This is a genomic window from Terriglobus sp. 2YAB30_2 (genome assembly GCF_052114765.1).
Lineage (GTDB): Bacteria > Acidobacteriota > Terriglobia > Terriglobales > Acidobacteriaceae > Terriglobus.
On the sequence record NZ_JBFRFJ010000019.1, the window covers coordinates 94,727 to 112,126 of the forward strand.

The following is a 17,400-nucleotide window of genomic DNA, read 5'->3' on the forward strand; positions in this document are numbered from 1 at the left end:
GCCGGTGCCTAAATGGCGGCCAGCATTCCACGATCACGAAGGATTTGCAGGATGTCCTGATGTGCGAGGTAGACAAGCACTTTGGGCGTATCGCTGGCCATATCAATCGTGAAGGTGGCAGATACCGGTATTGTGACCGGACCATGTGTCTGGGTCTTGAAGTCCATCTCCCAGGTGTTGTTGACGACGACGTGGCGGTCTGTCGAAGCGGTCACATCGAAGGATTTGAGTGAGGTATGAACAAGACCGGATGCTTCCAGGAGCTGGCGTCTCTTCGGCAATACCTTCGCGAAATCTTCAACCTTGACGATAACGTTACCAGACGGACCAGCCGCAACGAAGACATCGGCAAAGTGTGAGATTTCGGCCGGTGTGTCTTTGGAATTGCTGCTGGCCGCAAACTTCTGGAAGAACGATGCAACAGCGTCGTGTGAGATAGGCATGAGACCTCATAGTAAGTTCTGACGTGAAGTTACCTTTAGTATTATATCACACTTACTACTGTGGATTCAACCCTTGTGGCGTTCTGGCCGCGTCCAGTGGTTGAGAGGTATCCTGCGACAGGCTTGGGCCTGGCCCAAAACCAGGTAAGCGGAGATACCAAGCTGAAGCGCAACATGTAGGCGCATGTCTACCTTGGCAGGGTTCTACGAGCGATGTGGAATGCTGCAAAATGGTAATTACGCTGAGGACATTGACGATGGATGCACGTGAGTTTATTGAAGTCATACAACGCGACGCGATTGACTATCCGTACAAGCAAATACTGAAGCAGCTACTGCAGCCGAAACCGACCATCCCTATGGAGGCCTGGACCTCTGAGATCGACAAAAGCGTCGGCGTGTCCCTGCATGCTCGAGCAGAAATCGAAGAGCGTCGGGCGCGCTGGTTCCATGATCTCGACGACAATGGCCGCGAGTTGGTGAAAGAACTCCTGCGGGAGTGCGCCGAACTCTCGGCCGTTACGTTCCTTAATGTGTTGGACGGAATCGGATCGTACGAGGGCTCATTCAAGCTGGTTGCGATGGATGCGAAGGGGAACCGAACCGTGGTCAATCCGGAAAACGGGGAGATGCTCCATGATGTGTTCTATGACGTTATGGCCGAGTCGGAAAGAGCTGCCAGTGATGGTGATCTGCAGTCATAGTTAGGTGCCCCATCCATCTCAACGCGATGGGTATATTCGAGCGAAGCTCGAACCGGGTGGGAGCAGCGGGCTGAAGCCCGCTGCTCCCACCTGAGAAGGTGCAACCTTTTGGTGCTTAGAGCTAATACACCAAGTGCAATAACAAAAGGGTGAGGCTTTGGCCTCACCCTTTGCTTCTTTCTACGTCCGATTACTTCTTCAACGGCTCCGGTGTTGGGATGCGGGGCAGCATCTCGGCGCGGGTGGCTGCGTTGTAGGCAAACCAGGCTTCGACCAGGGAACCCTGCATCACATCGTCCTTCTGCACGCGGTCATAGAGATCCGCGTTGGAGTGATGGGTGCGGGTGCCGTACTCCAACGAGTCCTGCTGGAAGCCGATGCCGTTCAGTCCGATCCACGAGAAGCTGGTGGAGTCGGTGCCGCCGGGTTGCGCCGTGGGCCTGAACTCGGTACCGCCGGTCACAGCAACGATGTGCTGGTCCTTGATGGGCTCAATCCACGACCTGAAGATCGTCGCAAGCTGCGGATTGCCCAGCGCCGATACGGCACGGAAGCGGCCCGAACCKGAGTCGTCGTTGAAGTAGACATCCAGCTTGTCGTACTCCGGAGTCTTCTTCATGGTTTCGCGCTGTGCAAAGTGCTGCTGCACATAAGCGATGGAACCGTAGAGTCCCTCTTCCTCGCCGCCCCACAGGGCAACGCGAACCGTACGCGCCATGGGCTTGTGCATGGTTGCCAGAATGCGTACCGCCTCCAGGGCGACAGAGGAGCCGGTGCCGTTGTCGGTGGCGCCGGTGCCGCCCTGCCAGCTATCGAAGTGGCCGCCGAGCATGACCACTTCGTCGGCCTTGGTGGTACCCGGAATCTCGCCAACAACGTTGAAGGCCATCTGATCCGTCTTCTGGTAGTCGACCTGGATGTCGAAGGTCAACTTCGGCGTGGTTCCATGCTGCACCAGGCGAACAACGCGGTTGTACTGCTCAGGAGTAACGGCGACCATCGGAGGCGGAACCGGATCCTTGGGATCTTCGGATCCACCGTAGGTTGAGAAGACCGTGCCGCCGTCGCCGTTGTAGCCCGGCGTCAGCACCACGGCAGCGCCCTCTTCCTTGAGGAAGGCATTGACCTCGTTGCGAAGAGTGCGGCCCTTCGGTCCTGATAGTGCAAGGGAGGTCGGGGTGTAGTCCCACTCTCCTTCACCGGCGCGTCCGCGGCCGCCTCCACCGCGAGGGCCGGTCGGAGGAGTCTTGGTGCGCGCCTCGACCTCTTCATCGGTCGGGCTGGGCGCCGCTTCCGCAGTTGAGTGCAGCTTAAGCTGAGGCGGATCGAAGATCAGCACAACTTTACCCTTCAGCTTGCCTTTGTACTTGGCGAAGTCGTCCTTCGAATGGATGGGAGCCCATACGGCATCGGCGGTGATGGGGCCGTCGGTGCCCGGTGTCCATGCCAGCGGGAAGCCGGTCAGCGCGGCATAGGCGGGAGACTCCAGCGCACCGTAATACTTCTTGATCTGCCAGCCATAACCGAAGGGGCCCCATGCTTCCAGGTGGACGTTCTTCAGTCCCCACGCCTTCATCTGCTGCATGGCCCACTCGGCGGCTGCGCGATGATTGCGGCTGTTGTTGACGCGCGGACCATATACCTCAGAGATGTAGTACAGGTTTTCCATCACCTGCGAGTTCTGGAGGGCTTCGTGCTTGATCTGTGCCAGGACGTCGAGATCAACCTTGTCACCCGCCTGTTCCTGCGCGGCTGCGGGCGGAATAACCAGCAGCGCCGCGGCCAGGGCGGCAGCCTGCGTGATGCGATACAGATTCATGGAGCTTCTCGCTTTCGAAGAGAAATCTGATTAAGCGTTTTCCCTGTAGGTGTAGACCAGGGCATTCACATCTATGGGCGTTTTCCGCAATGAAAACGCCGCTGCACGCCCCTTCCGGGAAACCCAGGAACAGGGGAAATGCTTTGAGCGGACAAAAAGGAATCCGAGGGACAGAAGCTGGAGAAATCCCCTGCAAGACCAGCAACGCATGCCGTCGCGGGACGATTTTCAAATTGTTGTAATGGGACAAACCTATCGAATCTGCGTCTGAGACGCAACAAGGGGTTCTCACCCACAACCCAATCTGTGTTGGTTTGACAAGGGTTTTGATTAGTATCGCAATGTAGTTCTTATCGACGGCGGGTTTGGATACGACCTCAAGGAGCATCACCCATGGCAGATCAGCTCACCCTCAACGTCAACGGACAGGAGCATCCTGTCCACGCAACCGCTGAGACGCCCCTGCTCTACGTGCTGCGGAATGAGGTGCACTGTACCGGTCCGCGTTACGGTTGCGGTATGGCGCAGTGCGGCGCCTGCGCTGTTCTGGTTGATGGAGCAGAGGTTCGCTCCTGCATCACGCCTCTTGCCGCCACAACCGGCAAGAAGATCGTCACCATTGAGGGGCTTCCCGCGCTTTGGGCACAGAACAAAGGTGCAGCCGTGGAGGCAGAGACGCTTCACCCGGTGCAGCAGGCATGGATTGACGAACAGGTTCCGCAGTGCGGCTACTGTCAGAGCGGCATGATGATCGCGGCTGTCGAACTGCTTGCAACGAACCCCACGCCGAGCGTTGCCCAGATCAAAGACGCGTACACGAACAAGCCTCCATCACCCCATCTCTGCCGTTGCGGAACCTATGCCGCGATCATCCGCGCGGTGCAGCGAGCGTCGACGGTCATGACGTCGGATCGGAGACCGGCATGAAGATCATGCTTCCGGTTTCGAGCCCCGTTCCTTCTCAAGAGTTCCTGCCTCAGCTTACCCGTCGCGGTTTTCTCAAGACTGGTGGCGCGCTGGTCGTCTCCATGGCAACGCCGCGACTTACGGGGCAGACATCACAGACGGCACCGCCGCGTGGGATGCCGGCTACCTCCTGGCTTGAGCTGCACGATGACGGCAGCATCCTCGTACGTACCGGCCGCGCTGAGATCGGCACCGGAATGAGCGGTTTCTATCCGCAGATCATCGCCGACGAGCTCTGTGTCCGTCCCGAAACCATCTCTCTCATCATGGGCGATACCGACCGCACACCCGACGGTGGTTACTCCGCCGGCTTTCTTACCGGGGCAGAGAATCTCCGCAAAGTGGCCGCCTATACCTATCAGGCCCTGCTGCGCCTGGCGGCGGAGAAGCTGCATCTCCCCGCAGACCAGCTCACGGTCAGCGACGGTATCGTCTCCGGCGATGGACGAAAGATCAGCTACGCCGAGCTTGTTCGCAACCAGCAACTCGATCTCACCATACCTGTCTCCGGCGAAGCCGCACGCGTTGACCCAACCGCGTGGAACGGACTCTCCGGGCTGGACGGTATCGTCGTGCTGGGAAATCCGCCGATGCGGCCGTTGAGCGGATATAAGGTCGTAGGCACGTCATACCCGATGCCCAGCATCCCAGACAAGGTGACTGGACGCACGCAGTGGACGTGCGATGTCATGCTGCCGAATATGCTGCATGCCCGCGTCGTGCGTCCTCCGACGTTGGGATCAACGTTGATCGCTGCAGGCGCACTCGACAAGACGAAGTTCCCCAACGCACAGGTGGTCGTGAAGAAGAACCTGGTTGCGGTGGTCTCACCGAATGAGTGGGAAGCTATCAGCGCTTCTCGCGCCGTTGCCTCCGCGACCAAGTGGACAGAGTGGGCGGGGCTGCCTGGCAGTGACAAGCTCACTGGGTTTCTGCGCAGCTATCCGTGGAAGGCTCCCTCGGAAGGAAAGGGAAGTATTGAAGAGACGACAGCCGCGCTCAGCACTTCCGCAAAGCAGGTCTCCGCTGCCTACGAGCAGCCCTTTATCAAGCACGCGCCCATTGGACCCTTTGTAGCAGTGGCCGACGTTCGTGCGGATGGCTTTGCTACCGTCTGGTCTCACTCGGCCAATCTTCAGGGGTTGCGCGCGCAGATCGCCAATACGCTCTCCACCTCGATGGATAAGGTCGTCGTGCGTTGGTTCGACCATGCCGGACAGTTCGGCCGCACGACCTTCGGCGGAGACGGCGCCGAAGGTGACGCCGCGATCCTTTCGCAGATGCTGCACCGGCCGGTGCGCGTGCAGTGGATGTTGCAGGATGACTTCGCCTGGTCCGCCAGTTCTCCCGGCTGGGTGGAAGACATCGCTTGTGGTCTCGATGCGAACAACCGGATCACTGCTCTTAAAAGCTCGTTCTATTCGACGCAATCAAACGACGCACGCATCGTTGGAGCGATCCTTGCCGGCATGCCCACCAGCGATCCGAAACCGGGTTATTGGATTGCAACAGAGTGGCCCTATGATGGCATTCCGCATCGCCGGGAGGAGGTCTACGGCACGCCTAACCTTGGCAGCGATGCACCGAGCGGAGTCGGCATGCGCGGACTCATCATGCGCACTCCCGGACAGCGGCAGCAGAACTTTGCCCTCGAATCGCTTCTCAATGAAGCAGCCGCGGCGGCTGGTATGGATCCCATCGCGTTTCGCCTTGCGCACACCTCGGATCAACGTCTTACCGAACTGGTGCACGCGACGGCAAAGGCAGCAGAATGGCAGCCGCGGCCATCGCCGAATCCCAAGGCTCGCAGTGAAGATGGGAATCAACTGCATGGGCGCGGAATGTGCTTGATGATGCGTCAGAATGGCTACTGGGTCGGCATCGCAGAGATTATCGTCACGCCCGCTACAGGTGTGATTCAGGTGACACAGTTCACCATCGGGGCAGAACCGGGCAAGATCATCAATCCCCGCCAGCTTGAGCGCTGCATGCTCAGCGGCGTTGTGATGGGTATCAGCGAAGCTCTGAAGGAGGAGGTCACCTTCGATACCGGCAAGATCACCAGCACCAACTGGAGCAGCTACAAGATCCTGACCATGGCCGAGATGCCGGAGATCAAGATAGTGCAGATCTCCCGTGATGACAAAGGCTACGCCGGAGGCTCCGAGCCGGCGAATGCGGTGTGTCCGGCAGCGATTGCCGCTGCCTTCCACGACGCTACAGGGATTCATGCCAGGCGAATCCCGCTTACACCGGCTTATGTCTCCGGGCTGCTGAAAGCGGCGATAGCGACTTCGTAGGGATTTTATGTACGAAGTGAAGGCCATAGTTGAACTCTATGGATTGCGCGTACCTGGGTGGGAGCAGCGGGGACCCCGGCCAGTGCCGCTGGCTGGGCAAAGCGCCAAAGGCGCTCCGTCTTGCTTAAGGGGACGGCTTTAGCCGTCCCGTCTCGGCTCGAAAAGGAATGCGGCTTTAGCCGCTGAGGTACCGCATCTCCTGTGTGTGTCTGATGTTCTTAACCATAACTAACGACTTATATTTTGACCTCAGCGGCTAAAGCCGCGTGTTCTCTGCTCCCTGTTCGGCACGGCTAAAAGCCGTGCCCTTAAGCAAGACCAGATCGAGCTTCGCTCGATGCATCATCCCTTGCGAGTCGTGAATAACGCGGGCTCGCCGGTTTGACATAGACATCGATGTCATTCATGATTCCGGTACCTTTCTCTCGTATGGGCTCCGGTCCTGTTGGGCGAGAATAGCTATACGAGATGAGCACCGCACGCATCATGACCGGAGGTTGGGTAGACCGAAAATCGATCCCCAAGGGAGCGAACGGTCGCGGTCTATGCCGCTGGTGCAATTTAGAAGTTCCTCGAGGCCGATTCACGTTTTGTTCAGAGTTCTGCGTGCATGAATGGAAGTTGCGATCGCAGCCTGGTTATCTGCGTGAGCAGGTCTTTCTGAGAGACGTAGGTGTTTGTGCGGAGTGCTCCGTCGATACAACCGTTGCCGAGCGGACTCTCCGGTACTCGCGCGGAAATCGCCGGCAGGACCTGTTGCAGCACTGGGGGCTTCGCACCCGCTCTCGTAAGAGCCTTTGGGATGCTGACCATATTCTGCCGGTGAGCGAGGGCGGGGGCGAATGCGACCTCGACAATATCCGCACACTTTGCCTGCGCTGTCATCGGATCGCCACCGGGAAACTCCGCGAACGTCTGCGACAGGCGAAGATGGCCATTGACCGCCAGGGCGCTTCGAATATCGCGTCGTTAGCATTGTGAACGCTACTGCATGACCCGTGCTAGAGCATTTTCCCTGTTGGCGAGTAGCCCGAAAAGGGTGTGCAGAGCAGGGTTGCCGATATAAGACTCATCGGTCCTGGTAAATCTTTACATCACAGATCAATCTTTCCCGGTTGCCGCCGATATGCCGTTTAAGGGTTCCCGGGATGACGCGAAAATGTATCGTCGCTGCACTGTGCGCATGCCTTTTAGGCGTGTTGGCCACGATGGCGGCGGCGCAGCATTTTGCGTTTCGCACCTACGGTCTCTCGGAGGGGCTGAAGAGTTTAAGCGTCCGCTATATCGTGCAGGACGTTGAGGGATCTCTCATCATCTGCGCCGAGGGTGGCGTATACCGGTACGACGGCGCCGACTTCAAGCGAATTGTGTTCAACGCATCGGATGAGCAGTACGTTACCGGCGCGGCCCGCGACAACGAGGGCCGCGTCTGGTTCTCGACGTTGCGCTGGCTCTATGTGATGGATCACGGCGGCGTGCACGCCATTCCGGAGCCGCCGGGCGGCTTCGACTTCGATCTGCACACAACGCTGACCGCGCTGCCGAGCGAGCATGACCGGCTTTATTTCGTCAGCCGGCGAATGCTCTATGTTGCGGAGCAGCATGCTTCGACGTGGACGGTTGCTCCGGGATTTTCTCCTGAGCTTGTTCGTGAGCATCCTCAGTTGAAGGACATCACCTTTGTCGCCGGCCAGGACGATCGCCTCTGGGTAGGGTGCGGATTCGAGATCTGTTCTTTTTCAGCGGCGGCGGGATTGCATATCTACGGAACTGCGGAGAACCTGCCGCAGCAGCGCTGGCGCGTGGCATTTGCAGACAGCAAACATCGGTTGTGGGTCAGAAGCGAGGGCTCGCTCTACCGGCTGGACCGTGATGCGAAAGCATTTGTTCCTGCCGGTCTGAGTCTGCCAAGCGGCGCTCTTGCAGCGCGCGGAACCGCGATCGTCGAGGATAAGCAGGGACGCATCCTTATCAACCTGGGCGAAGGTCTGGCGCGCCTGGAAGGCGGCAACTGGAACGTATTGCAGGGAGGCGCGGATCTTCCCGTGCGCATGATCGATACGCTGTTTGTCGATCGGCGGGGTTCCGTCTGGGTGGGCTGGAACGGCAAAGGTCTGGGACGGTGGCTTGGATACGACAACACCGTGAACTGGACAACCATGAACGGCTTGCGATCGGACATCGTGTGGAACTTTGCCCGTGATCGCAGCGACCGCATGTGGATTGCAACCGAGAGCGGTCTCGAGATGATTGAAGCGGGAAGCCGGTCGATCAGAAAGCGCGCTGCATCCAGCAGGCTTCCTCTTCATCGTGTGCAATCGATTGCGATGGCTGCCGACGGACATTTCTGGACGGGAAGCGACGACGGCAGTGTCTTTGACTACGATCCCGCGACCGGCGAAGGCCATAAGGTAGCTCAGCTTACAGGCGTCTTTCAGATCCTCCGCGACAGTTCGGGACGTATGTGGATCTGCACGCTGAACGGACTCTATGTCGTGGCGCCCGATGATCCTTCGCGGAGCGTACAGAGGATCACCGGCAAAGACGCTCCGTCAGAGCAGGTCTATGTCGGTGCGGAAGACAAGCGCAACGCTCTCTGGTTCATTGCCGGTGGCGGTCTGTTCCGGCTGACGGGCGGGACCTGGAAAAAGATTGAGCTTCCGGCCGCATACCATCCCACGCTTTCTGCGCAGCTCAGCATCGGCCACGACGGCACCTTCTGGATCTCCGGCAACGAGCCGAACCTTGTGCATCTTCGTGTGCGCGGCAACAAGGCAGAGCTGCTGGAGCCGATACCGTGGGCCAGCGGCGACGCCAAAGTCTTCCTGGTAAAGACAGACAGCCGAGGCTGGGTCTGGGCCGGGACGGGAGAAGGTCTCTACCTTTTCAATGGCAGCCGATGGAGCCATTGCGGTGTCGAAGACGGGCTGGTCTGGAACGATATCAACAGCAACAGCTTCTACGAAGATAAGGACGGCACGGTCTGGATCGGCACCAGTGGAGGCATGACGCACTTCGTGCATCCGGAACACCTGTTCACGCAGGAACCGCTGACGGCGCAGATTGCCGAGGTAAAGATCGGCGAGAAGCTGTTGACGCTCTTTCATGAAGGAGAAATACCGTGGGGCCGCGACTCCTTGACAGCCCATCTTGTCTCCACTGACTTTCAACGCGAGAGTTCCATCACCTTCCGCTATCGCATGGTGGGTCTGGAAGAAGACTGGCAGGATACGCCGCAGCACGACCTGCGTTATCCGGCACTGCCCGCGGGCGAGTACCGCCTTGAGGTTGTCGCGGTTGATGAAGGAACCGGACGCAAGTCCGAGACGGCGTCGGCTGAATTTCGGATTCTTCCGCCATGGTGGAAGACGCGGACGATGTGGGCGGTCTATATCCTGTCTCCACTGTTGCTATGCCTGCTGGTGTGGCGCTGGAGTGTGCGTTTCTTTGTCCAGCGGCAGCGCCATCTCGAAGCGATTGTGCAGGAACGCACGCGCGAGCTGGAGCAGGAGAAGCATGAGCTGCTCAAAGCGCGGCAGGAGCTGCAGATTCAGGCAACACACGATTCGCTGACCGGTCTTCTCAATCGCGGGGCAATCATGGAGCACCTGGAGCAGGAGGTCGAGCGGGCACGGCGCGAGGGCGCCACCTTTGCTGTGCTTCTCCTGGATATCGATCACTTCAAGCGGGTGAACGATACCTGGGGACACTCGGCAGGCGACTGTGTGCTCCGTGAATATGCGCGGCGCCTGGGCGCGCTTGCACGACCGTACGACGTTGTAGGCCGCTACGGCGGTGAAGAGATGATGATGCTGCTTCCCGGTCTAACGCGGCTGACAGCAAGTACACGCCTGCCCGAACTGCATGCGGCGCTTTGTGCGGAGCCGATTGGCTGCAGCGGGCACTACCTCAATATCACCTGCTCGATCGGAGTGAGTTGGTATGAGCTCGGACGCAGCACCGTACAGCGGCTGATCGATCTTGCCGACGACGCCCTTTATCGTGCGAAGGATGAAGGCAGGAACCGGATCGTCTTCGCCGACGAGGATGTGCTCGATATGGCGGAACTAAGCGGCAACACTAAACCCTGGTAAGGGCGGGGTGCCCCATATCTGGCGGCATTATCGCCAGATGTGGGAATGAAATACCACGACAGTCGCGGTCATCCCCACATCCTGCAAACCCCACATCTCGGCTACGCCGAGATACCACCCCAACGAGCAAGCCCGCTGGGGACCCCGGATATGGGGCACCCAATTGTTCAGGGTCAGGAATGGATATCTACGAGCTACTTCTTCCACGCATAGAAGCGCCGCTGGCAGCTTTCGCAGCGATAGGGCCGCAGCAGCAGAAAACGCGAAAGCAGGTCAAAGAGACGCGGGTGTGATTCTCGCACCGCGTGGGATGACAAGCATTGGGGGCACCGATACGGAAAGAGCGACATGGCAGAACCTCTACCCCTTGCGGGAAAAGGAAGACAGATTTTTAGCTTTTGTACGTGCAATGTAGCACGGATTGATTCCGGCCCGGTAAAAACACATCCCTGCATAGACGTACGGCACCTTTATCTGCCTGCTGAGGCCTGAATGTTCTTGGGCCACATAATACGGGCGAAGATTCATCGGATTGACGCGTGACGGCGGAAAATCTCGGCAATCCTATCTTTCTGCGCAGCAGGGATATCTTTCAGCCGATCGATCCATCGCAGCCAGGATCCCGGGACTTCTGGACCTCGTATTGCCGCGCCTGCTGCCAGCAATGCTTCAAAGGTTGCCGCGAAGTCGGCGTTTGCGGTGTTGTGTTCGAGGCCGTATCCCGCATGTTCCAGAACCGTGCCTCCCCAGCGGTTGAACTCCTCCAGTGAAGAGCCGGCAAGCAGCAGATGTTTGACGATGCCAAGATGCGCTCCGCCGGCCGCCCAGTGCAGGCCTGTCGCGCCAGTCTCTGCGGGATCGCGCACGTCTGCTCCATGCTCCAGCAAGAAGACGACAACTTCTTCCCATCCGTACATGCAGGCCCAGAGAAATCCCTTTTGAAGTTGGCGTTGGGTTGCAGACGGCAGCAATCGTCCGGATATGTCGAAGAAGGTCTTCACCGTATCGAGCCTGCCGATACCGGCTGCGCCGTCAAGATCGAGGTGGGCGCCGCGCGAGGCAAGAAAGACAGCGGCCTGCAGGCGTCCATTCGCCAGGCAGGAGACGACAGCGCCTGTGCCGTTGCCGGCGAGGTTTGGCTTTTCGATCTGCGCTCCGTGATCGAGAAGGAGCTGCAGCAATGCCTCCTGCACGCCCGCCGTTTCGGGATGAACACTGGTGGCTGCCAGGCCAAGCGTGGTGCATCCGCCGCCGTATACGTCGGCCTCAGCATCGATCTGCGCGCCGGCTTCTAGAAGGAACTCCGCGATGGCAACAATGTTGGCCGGTGTTCGCTGGCGATAGCCCTCCACACCATTGGCTGAGGTGTAGTGCAGCAGGGTCGCGTGATGTTCGCGGGTGGAGCGTTGCCGCGCCAGCCCAGGGTTTTTCTCGATCAGCCGTTTCAGCGTTGCCTGGTCGCCGAAGATGATGGCGTCAGCGGCTGCTTCAAACTCCGCGATCGTAGAGGTAACGATACTGGCCTGCTCGATGTGTTGCACGAACCTGGGCCAGCTTGCGAAGCCGTGGCAGCGTGCAATCACGAACTGCGCATCGGTCAGCGCGCAGGTGCGTTTGCCCTGGAGCAGTGTTTGTATGGTGAAGGTTGTGACCTGGTCGATCCAACCTTCGACGGCAACCGGAAGGGTGGGTGTGAGGTTGAGGTCGCTGTGCCGCGCCAGCTCGCGAATCCATAGGGTGATGCGGTTGCGGATGGCTTCTGGGTCTGCGGTCTTGCAGACCTTGACCAGGTCCTTGGCGAGCTTGCGGTATTGTTCCAGGCTGAGGCGGGCGGGTTGGGGAAGCGCTTCCTGCGGATTGGGAAACATGCGAATCTCCTTTCACGACATGCCTGGAGTCCGCACAGATCAGGCTGAAAGAAGGTTCGTCCTTCAGTTGTGTAGATGGGTGGGCACGGCCCTTTCCGCGGACTGGATGCGCCCCTCGCGCTGGCATCAGCGTAGTGCGGGGGCAGGCGAACGTCAAGCATTTGCAAGGGGATAGTTGAGTGCGTGTACCATTGATTTCCTATGAAACCGTCATTTGCCGCCCGTGCCCTGTTGCTTCTTCTCGTGCCTGCCGTCTACGCGCAGAACAACACCCTTTCTCCCAAAGAAAAGGCCGCCGGATGGCGCCTGTTGTGGGACGGCACGTCGATGCATGGATGGCATAGCGCCAAGGGTGCGGATGTACCGGTGGACGGTGCAGAGATCAAGGAAGGCGTGTTGCATCTGCGGTCCTCGGAGTCTCACCAGGGCGATGTCGTTTCGGACGATATCTTCGGCGACTTCGAGTTGAGCGTTGACTTCAAGCTGACGCGCGGCGCCAACAGCGGCGTGAAGTACTTCGTCAACGACAAGGTGAATGAGGCGGCGAAGTCCGTCATCGGCTTCGAGTACCAGCTCCTGGATGACGATGTGCACCCCGATGCCAAGCTGGGCCGCAATGGTGACCGCAAGACGGGGTCGCTCTATGACATTCTGCCGGCGGCGGAGAACAAGCCGACGCGTCCGATCGGTGAGTGGAACACGGCTCGCATCGTAGTACGCGGCAATCATGCTGAACACTGGCTCAATGGTGTGAAGGTGCTGGAATATGACCGCACCTCGCCGACCTTCCGCGAAGCCCTGGCGCAGAGCAAGTTCAAAGACTTCAAAGGCTTCGGCGATGCTTCGGATGGACACATCCTGCTGCAGGATCACGGGGACGTCGTCTACTTCCGCAATATCAAGATCCGCCCGTTGACTGCGAATAGTAAGTAAGTTGAACGATCGGGTGCCCCATATCTCGGCTACGCCGAGATGTGGGTTTGCAACGTGACACGCGTGTCGTGCCACCACTCCCACATCTGGCGATAATGCCGCCAGATATGGGGCACCCAATCCCTTCACCAGTCGATTTCTCACGCAGAGTAGTAGACATGAACCTCAGGTCCGAAGACCTTGGTTCCACTCAACGTGACTCCGGGCAGGTGGTCGAGGTGGACTTCTCGCAGTCGTGGCAGTTTAGCGAGGAACGGCAGACCGGCATCGGTGACCTTCAGACACTCGTAGAGTTCGATCTTCTCTAACGTCTTGATACTGCTGAGAGATTCCATGCTGCGGTCGGTGATCTGTGTCAGGCCGGCGTAGTAGTACTTCAGCGGCAGTGCTTGGATCGCTTCGGTGGCGGCATCGCCGGACTCGCGGCAGTACATGCAGGTCAGGCGTTCCAGAAGACGGCACTGGCCGATGTGGCGGAAACCGCTGTCGGTGAAGCCGATCGGCGTGAGCTCGCGCAAAGCGGGGAAGTCAGGCAGCGCCGCAAGCGTGGCATCATCGACATTCCTGCAGCCAATGCCGAGGTTACGCAGGGCTGGCATCTTCGAGAAGGCGAGAAAGCCGCGGCCGCCGAAGTGCTCACAGACGCGTCCCCAGATCTGTTCAATACTCTGCGACCGTGCCAGAGCGGTAAAGCCATCGTCATCGGCGGCGGCCTCCTGGATCCGCAGGCGTTTCAGCCGGGGCATGGTCCCGATGTGTTGCAGCGCGATGTTGTCGCTGAGCCGTCCATCGCAGCCCAGCGATTCGAGATGAGGCAGCTTGAGCAGGTGTGCAAATCCGTCAGTCGTGATGCGGTCGACGTGCCAGAAGAGATCGAGCTCCAGCAGGCCATCGAGCCCGGCAAGCGCCTGCAGGCCTGCATTGGTGAAGGGGCCATCAAGCACCAGCTTCGCCCGTTCGCCGGTGTGCGTCTTGAGCAGAGGGAAGTTGTGCAGCAGTGGAATGCTCGCATCGGTCACGTATCTTCCAGTACTGAAGCGGAGAAGATGTGGTTTTCCCTGCAGGGCTTCGACGACGCCGTCTCCGGTGGGAGAACCCATCAGGTTGACCTCTTCCAGCAACTCGCAGAAACGGAGGTTAGCAGCGCCGCGATCCGTGATGGCTGACTGCCACGTCATCTCGAACCTGCGCAGGTTGGGCAGATGGCGCAACACCTCGAGGCCGCGGTCAGTGAGCTTGCCTCCGGGATACTCGCTCAGGTTGAGCTGTTCGAGTTGAGGCATATGCACCAGATGCAGCAGGCCATCGTCCGTAAGCTCGCGAGAGCCGTCGAGGTTCAGGCCGGTGACGAAGTCGAGTGAGGCGATCTTCGCGAGCGCGTCGTCGGTCATGTGTCCGTTGGCGTCGAGCGTAGAAATGCGCTGCTCTCGCATGACGGCAATCAGAGCGTCCCAGTCAGCTGCAGACATGCGGCGCCGTGGTCCGATCCTGTTGTCTTTGGTATCGATCGCGTACGGCGCCCCCTGCGGAGACTGGCCTGTGTTGACGGCGCCGATCAGTTTCTCCCAACTGCCGAAGCCTGCATCCTGCGCCAGTAGAAGCTGCGCTTCTTCGATGGGGAATTCGTTATCGCCTTCCTTCCCATCGGCGCGTTTCCAGGCACGCTGACGAAACGCGTAATCGCGCCGCCAAATTTCTGCCTTAAGGTCGGCCAGAGTGAACTCGCGGTGATAGTAGCGGTTCAGGCGTTCCAGGGCTTCGGCGTCGCCTTTGTAGGCAGCGACAAAATCCACTGCGGCCTGTTGATGCATGGAAAGTGTCCGGGACTTTGCCGTCTCCTGAATAGCAAGCTTCAACTCGCTCCAGCCCGCAAAGTCGAACTCGCGGGCAAGCGCATGCTGCACATCGCGCAGGACGATCGTTCCGGTTTGTTTGGGATGAGCGTGGGTGAAGCGTTCGAGCGCGGCGGAGTCCTGTGCACGCAGGGCGGCAAGCCATCGTTTGGCTTCGCGGCGCAGGTTGTCGAGTGAGGTAGCGGGCGTGATCTGGCGGGACATAGTACCTTCCTTCCGTGATTGCCCAGGTCCGCTGAGCTCAGGGCCGGATGAAAGGTCCTTGCAGAAACACAGGTTGAAAGTGGGTGGGAGTACTCTCCCTTGCCGCGGACAGGAGGCGCCCCAGAGCGCGCTACCGGTACGGTGTCACAGCGCGGACGGCGATGTCAATGATCATGGGGCATCTGACGGAACTTCTCGTCTGCCGGTTATTTTCCAGATTCCGGGGAGGCCGCGGGAACATCTAATCTTCTCAACAGATCGAAAGGATGGTGTTCAGGTGCCAGATGTGGGCAAGGTGTACTCGGTCAATGTGGGCAAGCGGCGTGACGTTGAATTCTTCGGGAAGGTTGTGACCACCAGCATCTTCAAAGAGCCTATTTCCGGAAACGTCTCTGCCCGCCACCTGGGATTGGATGGAGATGTGCAGGCAGACCTGACGGTTCATGGAGGTCCTCAGAAAGCCGTGTACTTCTATCCGCATGAACACTATGCGGATTGGGAAAAGCTGCTGGGTACAGGGCCGCTCGCTCCCGGGGCATTTGGGGAGAACATTACATCCGAGGGGTTTTCAGAGGCTGAGCTTTGTATCGGCGACGTGATTCAGATTGGAAGTACGTTGCTCCAGGTGCTGCAGCCGAGAAGCCCCTGTTACAAACTGCAGATCAAGTTTCAGCGGCCGGATATGGTTGCGCTGTTCGTGCGCCAGGGCTTCCCTGGCTGGTATGCATCGGTTGTGCAGGAAGGCACACTGGCCGTAGGCGATGCAATCACGGTTGTGAGCCGAGCGCCGGAACGGATCAGCGTGGCGGATATCTGGCGATACAGCCTGGTTGAAGATGCGGACCCGGAAACGCAGCAGCGCGTACGTGCGCTGGAACTTTTGCCGCGGTTCTGGAAGAGGCAGATCCTGCGGGATGAGCTTTCTTCGGTCGTTTGAGGTTATGGGTATTCCTAACCCACCCTAACTCCGCGAGGGTGGGCGGGAACCCCGTAATCCCTGACAGAGCACAAACGAATCTGCCACTACACGATATCGCCAGTCGCACACGAACTACATGGTCAGGAAAAGTTGTAGCGCAGGTAGACGCAACCTTTATCCAGAGCTTTGGTCTCGATCAGTTTGGGCGAGAGCCGCAGGCCTGTGGCCGGAAATAACGGTACGCCTCCGCCGATGATCTCCGGCATCACATAGATCTCGATGTCGTCCAATGCGCCGCGCTCGAGAAAGGCCGCCTGCAACCGCCCTCCTCCAAGCATCCACACGTCACCGTCATCGAGCGCTCTGAGTTCGGCAATCAATGCCTCCACATCATGACGGGTTTCCAGTTCGCCCGGCGGTGAGGAGATTGGACGAGAGGTAACGACGAGCACACGTTTGCCCTCGTACGCCCAGGGAGTTGGTTGGGCCGCGATGAAATCGTACGTGTCTCGCCCCATGATGACGGTTCGTATCGACGTGGCAAATAAGCGGTAGTCATGCTCGCCAAGATCCATATCGTCATACTTAAAGAGCCAATCAAGCCCGCCGTTCCGATCGGCGATATATCCATCCAGGCTGGTTGCGATATAGCCTCGAATCCTTGCCATTCGATACCCCCTCTACGAATGCTCAGTTTAGACCTTTACTTTGTGTCACTTCCCGCGAGGTGTGCAGAGAGTCGGTTCTGTGCAGCCAGATTCGTAGCAAATGCATCTCAATTCCGGAGGAGGGTTTGCTATGAGAACTCCTGTCGTATTCCTGTCGGTGGCGCCGCTGGTGTTCGGGCTTGCTGTCATGGGGCAGAACTCTACTCCGTCGCAGACTCCGCCACCCCAGCCATCGCAGTCTCAGYCTCATCAACGAAGTGCAGGTGGTGACGTTGGTAGCGGTAGCGGCGACATCGGCAAAGGCGCAGGTAAGGGCGCAGGCCACGCCGCCGAGGGTGTTGGCAAAGGCGCCGGTGACTTGGTGACGCTGCACCCGATCGGCGCGGCTGAGAATGTGGGCAAAGGCGCCGGCGAAGCCGGTAAGGATGTTGGTGTAGGCACGGTGAAGGGAACAGGCAAGATTGCGAAAGGCACCGGAAGAGCCGTGGCGAAGCCGTTCCATCATTCGAAGAAGAATGAGAGTAAAGATACGCCTCAGCCTCAGGCAGAACCGCAGCAATAAGTGATGGAGCAGGAATAGAGCGCGCCTTCAGCGCTTATCCCGGTGTCTGTCTTGACTGCGGTGCCCG

Annotated in this window: 13 protein-coding genes; 8 read left to right on the plus strand and 5 right to left on the minus strand. The window is 58.9% G+C overall.

Annotated elements, in window-relative coordinates:
* Nucleotides 1-8: 8 nt before the first annotated feature.
* Nucleotides 9-443: a hypothetical protein gene (locus tag AB4Y89_RS21405; protein WP_442302975.1), complete on the minus strand. Its 435-nt coding sequence runs from the start codon at nucleotides 441-443 to the stop codon at nucleotides 9-11.
* Between the two features lie 257 nt (nucleotides 444-700).
* Between AB4Y89_RS21405 and AB4Y89_RS21410 the strand changes: the two genes are divergently transcribed.
* Nucleotides 701-1,147 carry a hypothetical protein gene (locus AB4Y89_RS21410; RefSeq protein WP_442302976.1) on the plus strand — a complete coding sequence of 149 codons (447 nt, stop codon included), beginning with the start codon at nucleotides 701-703 and terminating at the stop codon, nucleotides 1,145-1,147.
* A 190-nt stretch (nucleotides 1,148-1,337) separates the two neighbouring features.
* Here AB4Y89_RS21410 and AB4Y89_RS21415 read toward each other — a convergent pair whose 3' ends face one another.
* Nucleotides 1,338-2,966 carry a M28 family peptidase gene (locus tag AB4Y89_RS21415; RefSeq protein ID WP_442302977.1) on the minus strand — a complete coding sequence of 543 codons (1,629 nt, stop codon included), beginning with the start codon at nucleotides 2,964-2,966 and terminating at the stop codon, nucleotides 1,338-1,340.
* A gap of 393 nt (nucleotides 2,967-3,359) precedes the next feature.
* On the opposite strand from AB4Y89_RS21415, the gene AB4Y89_RS21420 reads away from it, so the two are divergent.
* The 4 genes from AB4Y89_RS21420 (at nucleotide 3,360) to AB4Y89_RS21435 (ending at nucleotide 10,326) form a co-directional block, all read left to right on the plus strand.
* Nucleotides 3,360-3,893 carry a (2Fe-2S)-binding protein gene (locus tag AB4Y89_RS21420; protein ID WP_442302978.1) on the plus strand — a complete coding sequence of 178 codons (534 nt, stop codon included), beginning with the start codon at nucleotides 3,360-3,362 and terminating at the stop codon, nucleotides 3,891-3,893.
* Nucleotides 3,890-6,232 carry a molybdopterin cofactor-binding domain-containing protein gene (locus AB4Y89_RS21425; RefSeq protein ID WP_442302979.1) on the plus strand — a complete coding sequence of 781 codons (2,343 nt, stop codon included), beginning with the start codon at nucleotides 3,890-3,892 and terminating at the stop codon, nucleotides 6,230-6,232. Before AB4Y89_RS21420 ends, AB4Y89_RS21425 begins: the two co-directional genes overlap by 4 nt.
* Nucleotides 6,233-6,853: 621 nt before the next feature.
* Nucleotides 6,854-7,213: an HNH endonuclease gene (locus AB4Y89_RS21430; RefSeq protein WP_442302980.1), complete on the plus strand. Its 360-nt coding sequence runs from the start codon at nucleotides 6,854-6,856 to the stop codon at nucleotides 7,211-7,213.
* Nucleotides 7,214-7,380: 167 nt separating this feature from the next.
* Nucleotides 7,381-10,326, plus strand: a complete 2,946-nt coding sequence (locus tag AB4Y89_RS21435) for a diguanylate cyclase (protein WP_442302981.1) — start codon at nucleotides 7,381-7,383, stop codon at nucleotides 10,324-10,326.
* 524 nt (nucleotides 10,327-10,850) lie between these two features.
* Here AB4Y89_RS21435 and AB4Y89_RS21440 read toward each other — a convergent pair.
* Entirely contained in the window at nucleotides 10,851-12,194 is a 1,344-nt protein-coding gene (locus AB4Y89_RS21440; RefSeq protein ID WP_442302982.1) for an ankyrin repeat domain-containing protein, read from the minus strand.
* A gap of 201 nt (nucleotides 12,195-12,395) precedes the next feature.
* On the opposite strand from AB4Y89_RS21440, the gene AB4Y89_RS21445 reads away from it, so the two are divergent.
* On the plus strand, nucleotides 12,396-13,127 hold the full coding sequence (locus AB4Y89_RS21445; RefSeq protein WP_442302983.1) for a 3-keto-disaccharide hydrolase: 732 nt from the start codon (nucleotides 12,396-12,398) through the stop codon (nucleotides 13,125-13,127).
* A 140-nt stretch (nucleotides 13,128-13,267) separates the two neighbouring features.
* Here the strand turns inward: AB4Y89_RS21445 and AB4Y89_RS21450 are convergent, their stop codons facing one another.
* Complete coding sequence (locus tag AB4Y89_RS21450; RefSeq protein WP_442302984.1) at nucleotides 13,268-15,184, minus strand: hypothetical protein; 1,917 nt, start codon at nucleotides 15,182-15,184, stop codon at nucleotides 13,268-13,270.
* Between the two features lie 277 nt (nucleotides 15,185-15,461).
* Here AB4Y89_RS21450 and AB4Y89_RS21455 point away from each other — a divergent pair, with 277 nt between their 5' ends.
* The gene (locus AB4Y89_RS21455; RefSeq protein WP_442302985.1) at nucleotides 15,462-16,121 is read left to right on the plus strand and encodes an MOSC domain-containing protein; all 660 of its coding nucleotides are present in this window, start codon (nucleotides 15,462-15,464) and stop codon (nucleotides 16,119-16,121) included.
* Between the two features lie 122 nt (nucleotides 16,122-16,243).
* Here AB4Y89_RS21455 and AB4Y89_RS21460 read toward each other — a convergent pair whose 3' ends face one another.
* The gene (locus AB4Y89_RS21460; protein WP_442302986.1) at nucleotides 16,244-16,771 is read right to left on the minus strand and encodes a dihydrofolate reductase family protein; all 528 of its coding nucleotides are present in this window, start codon (nucleotides 16,769-16,771) and stop codon (nucleotides 16,244-16,246) included.
* A 130-nt stretch (nucleotides 16,772-16,901) separates the two neighbouring features.
* Between AB4Y89_RS21460 and AB4Y89_RS21465 the strand changes: the two genes are divergently transcribed.
* Nucleotides 16,902-17,333 (plus strand): hypothetical protein, encoded by a 432-nt coding sequence (locus AB4Y89_RS21465; RefSeq protein ID WP_442302987.1) that lies wholly within the window; start codon nucleotides 16,902-16,904, stop codon nucleotides 17,331-17,333.
* The last annotated feature ends 67 nt before the right edge of the window (nucleotides 17,334-17,400 follow it).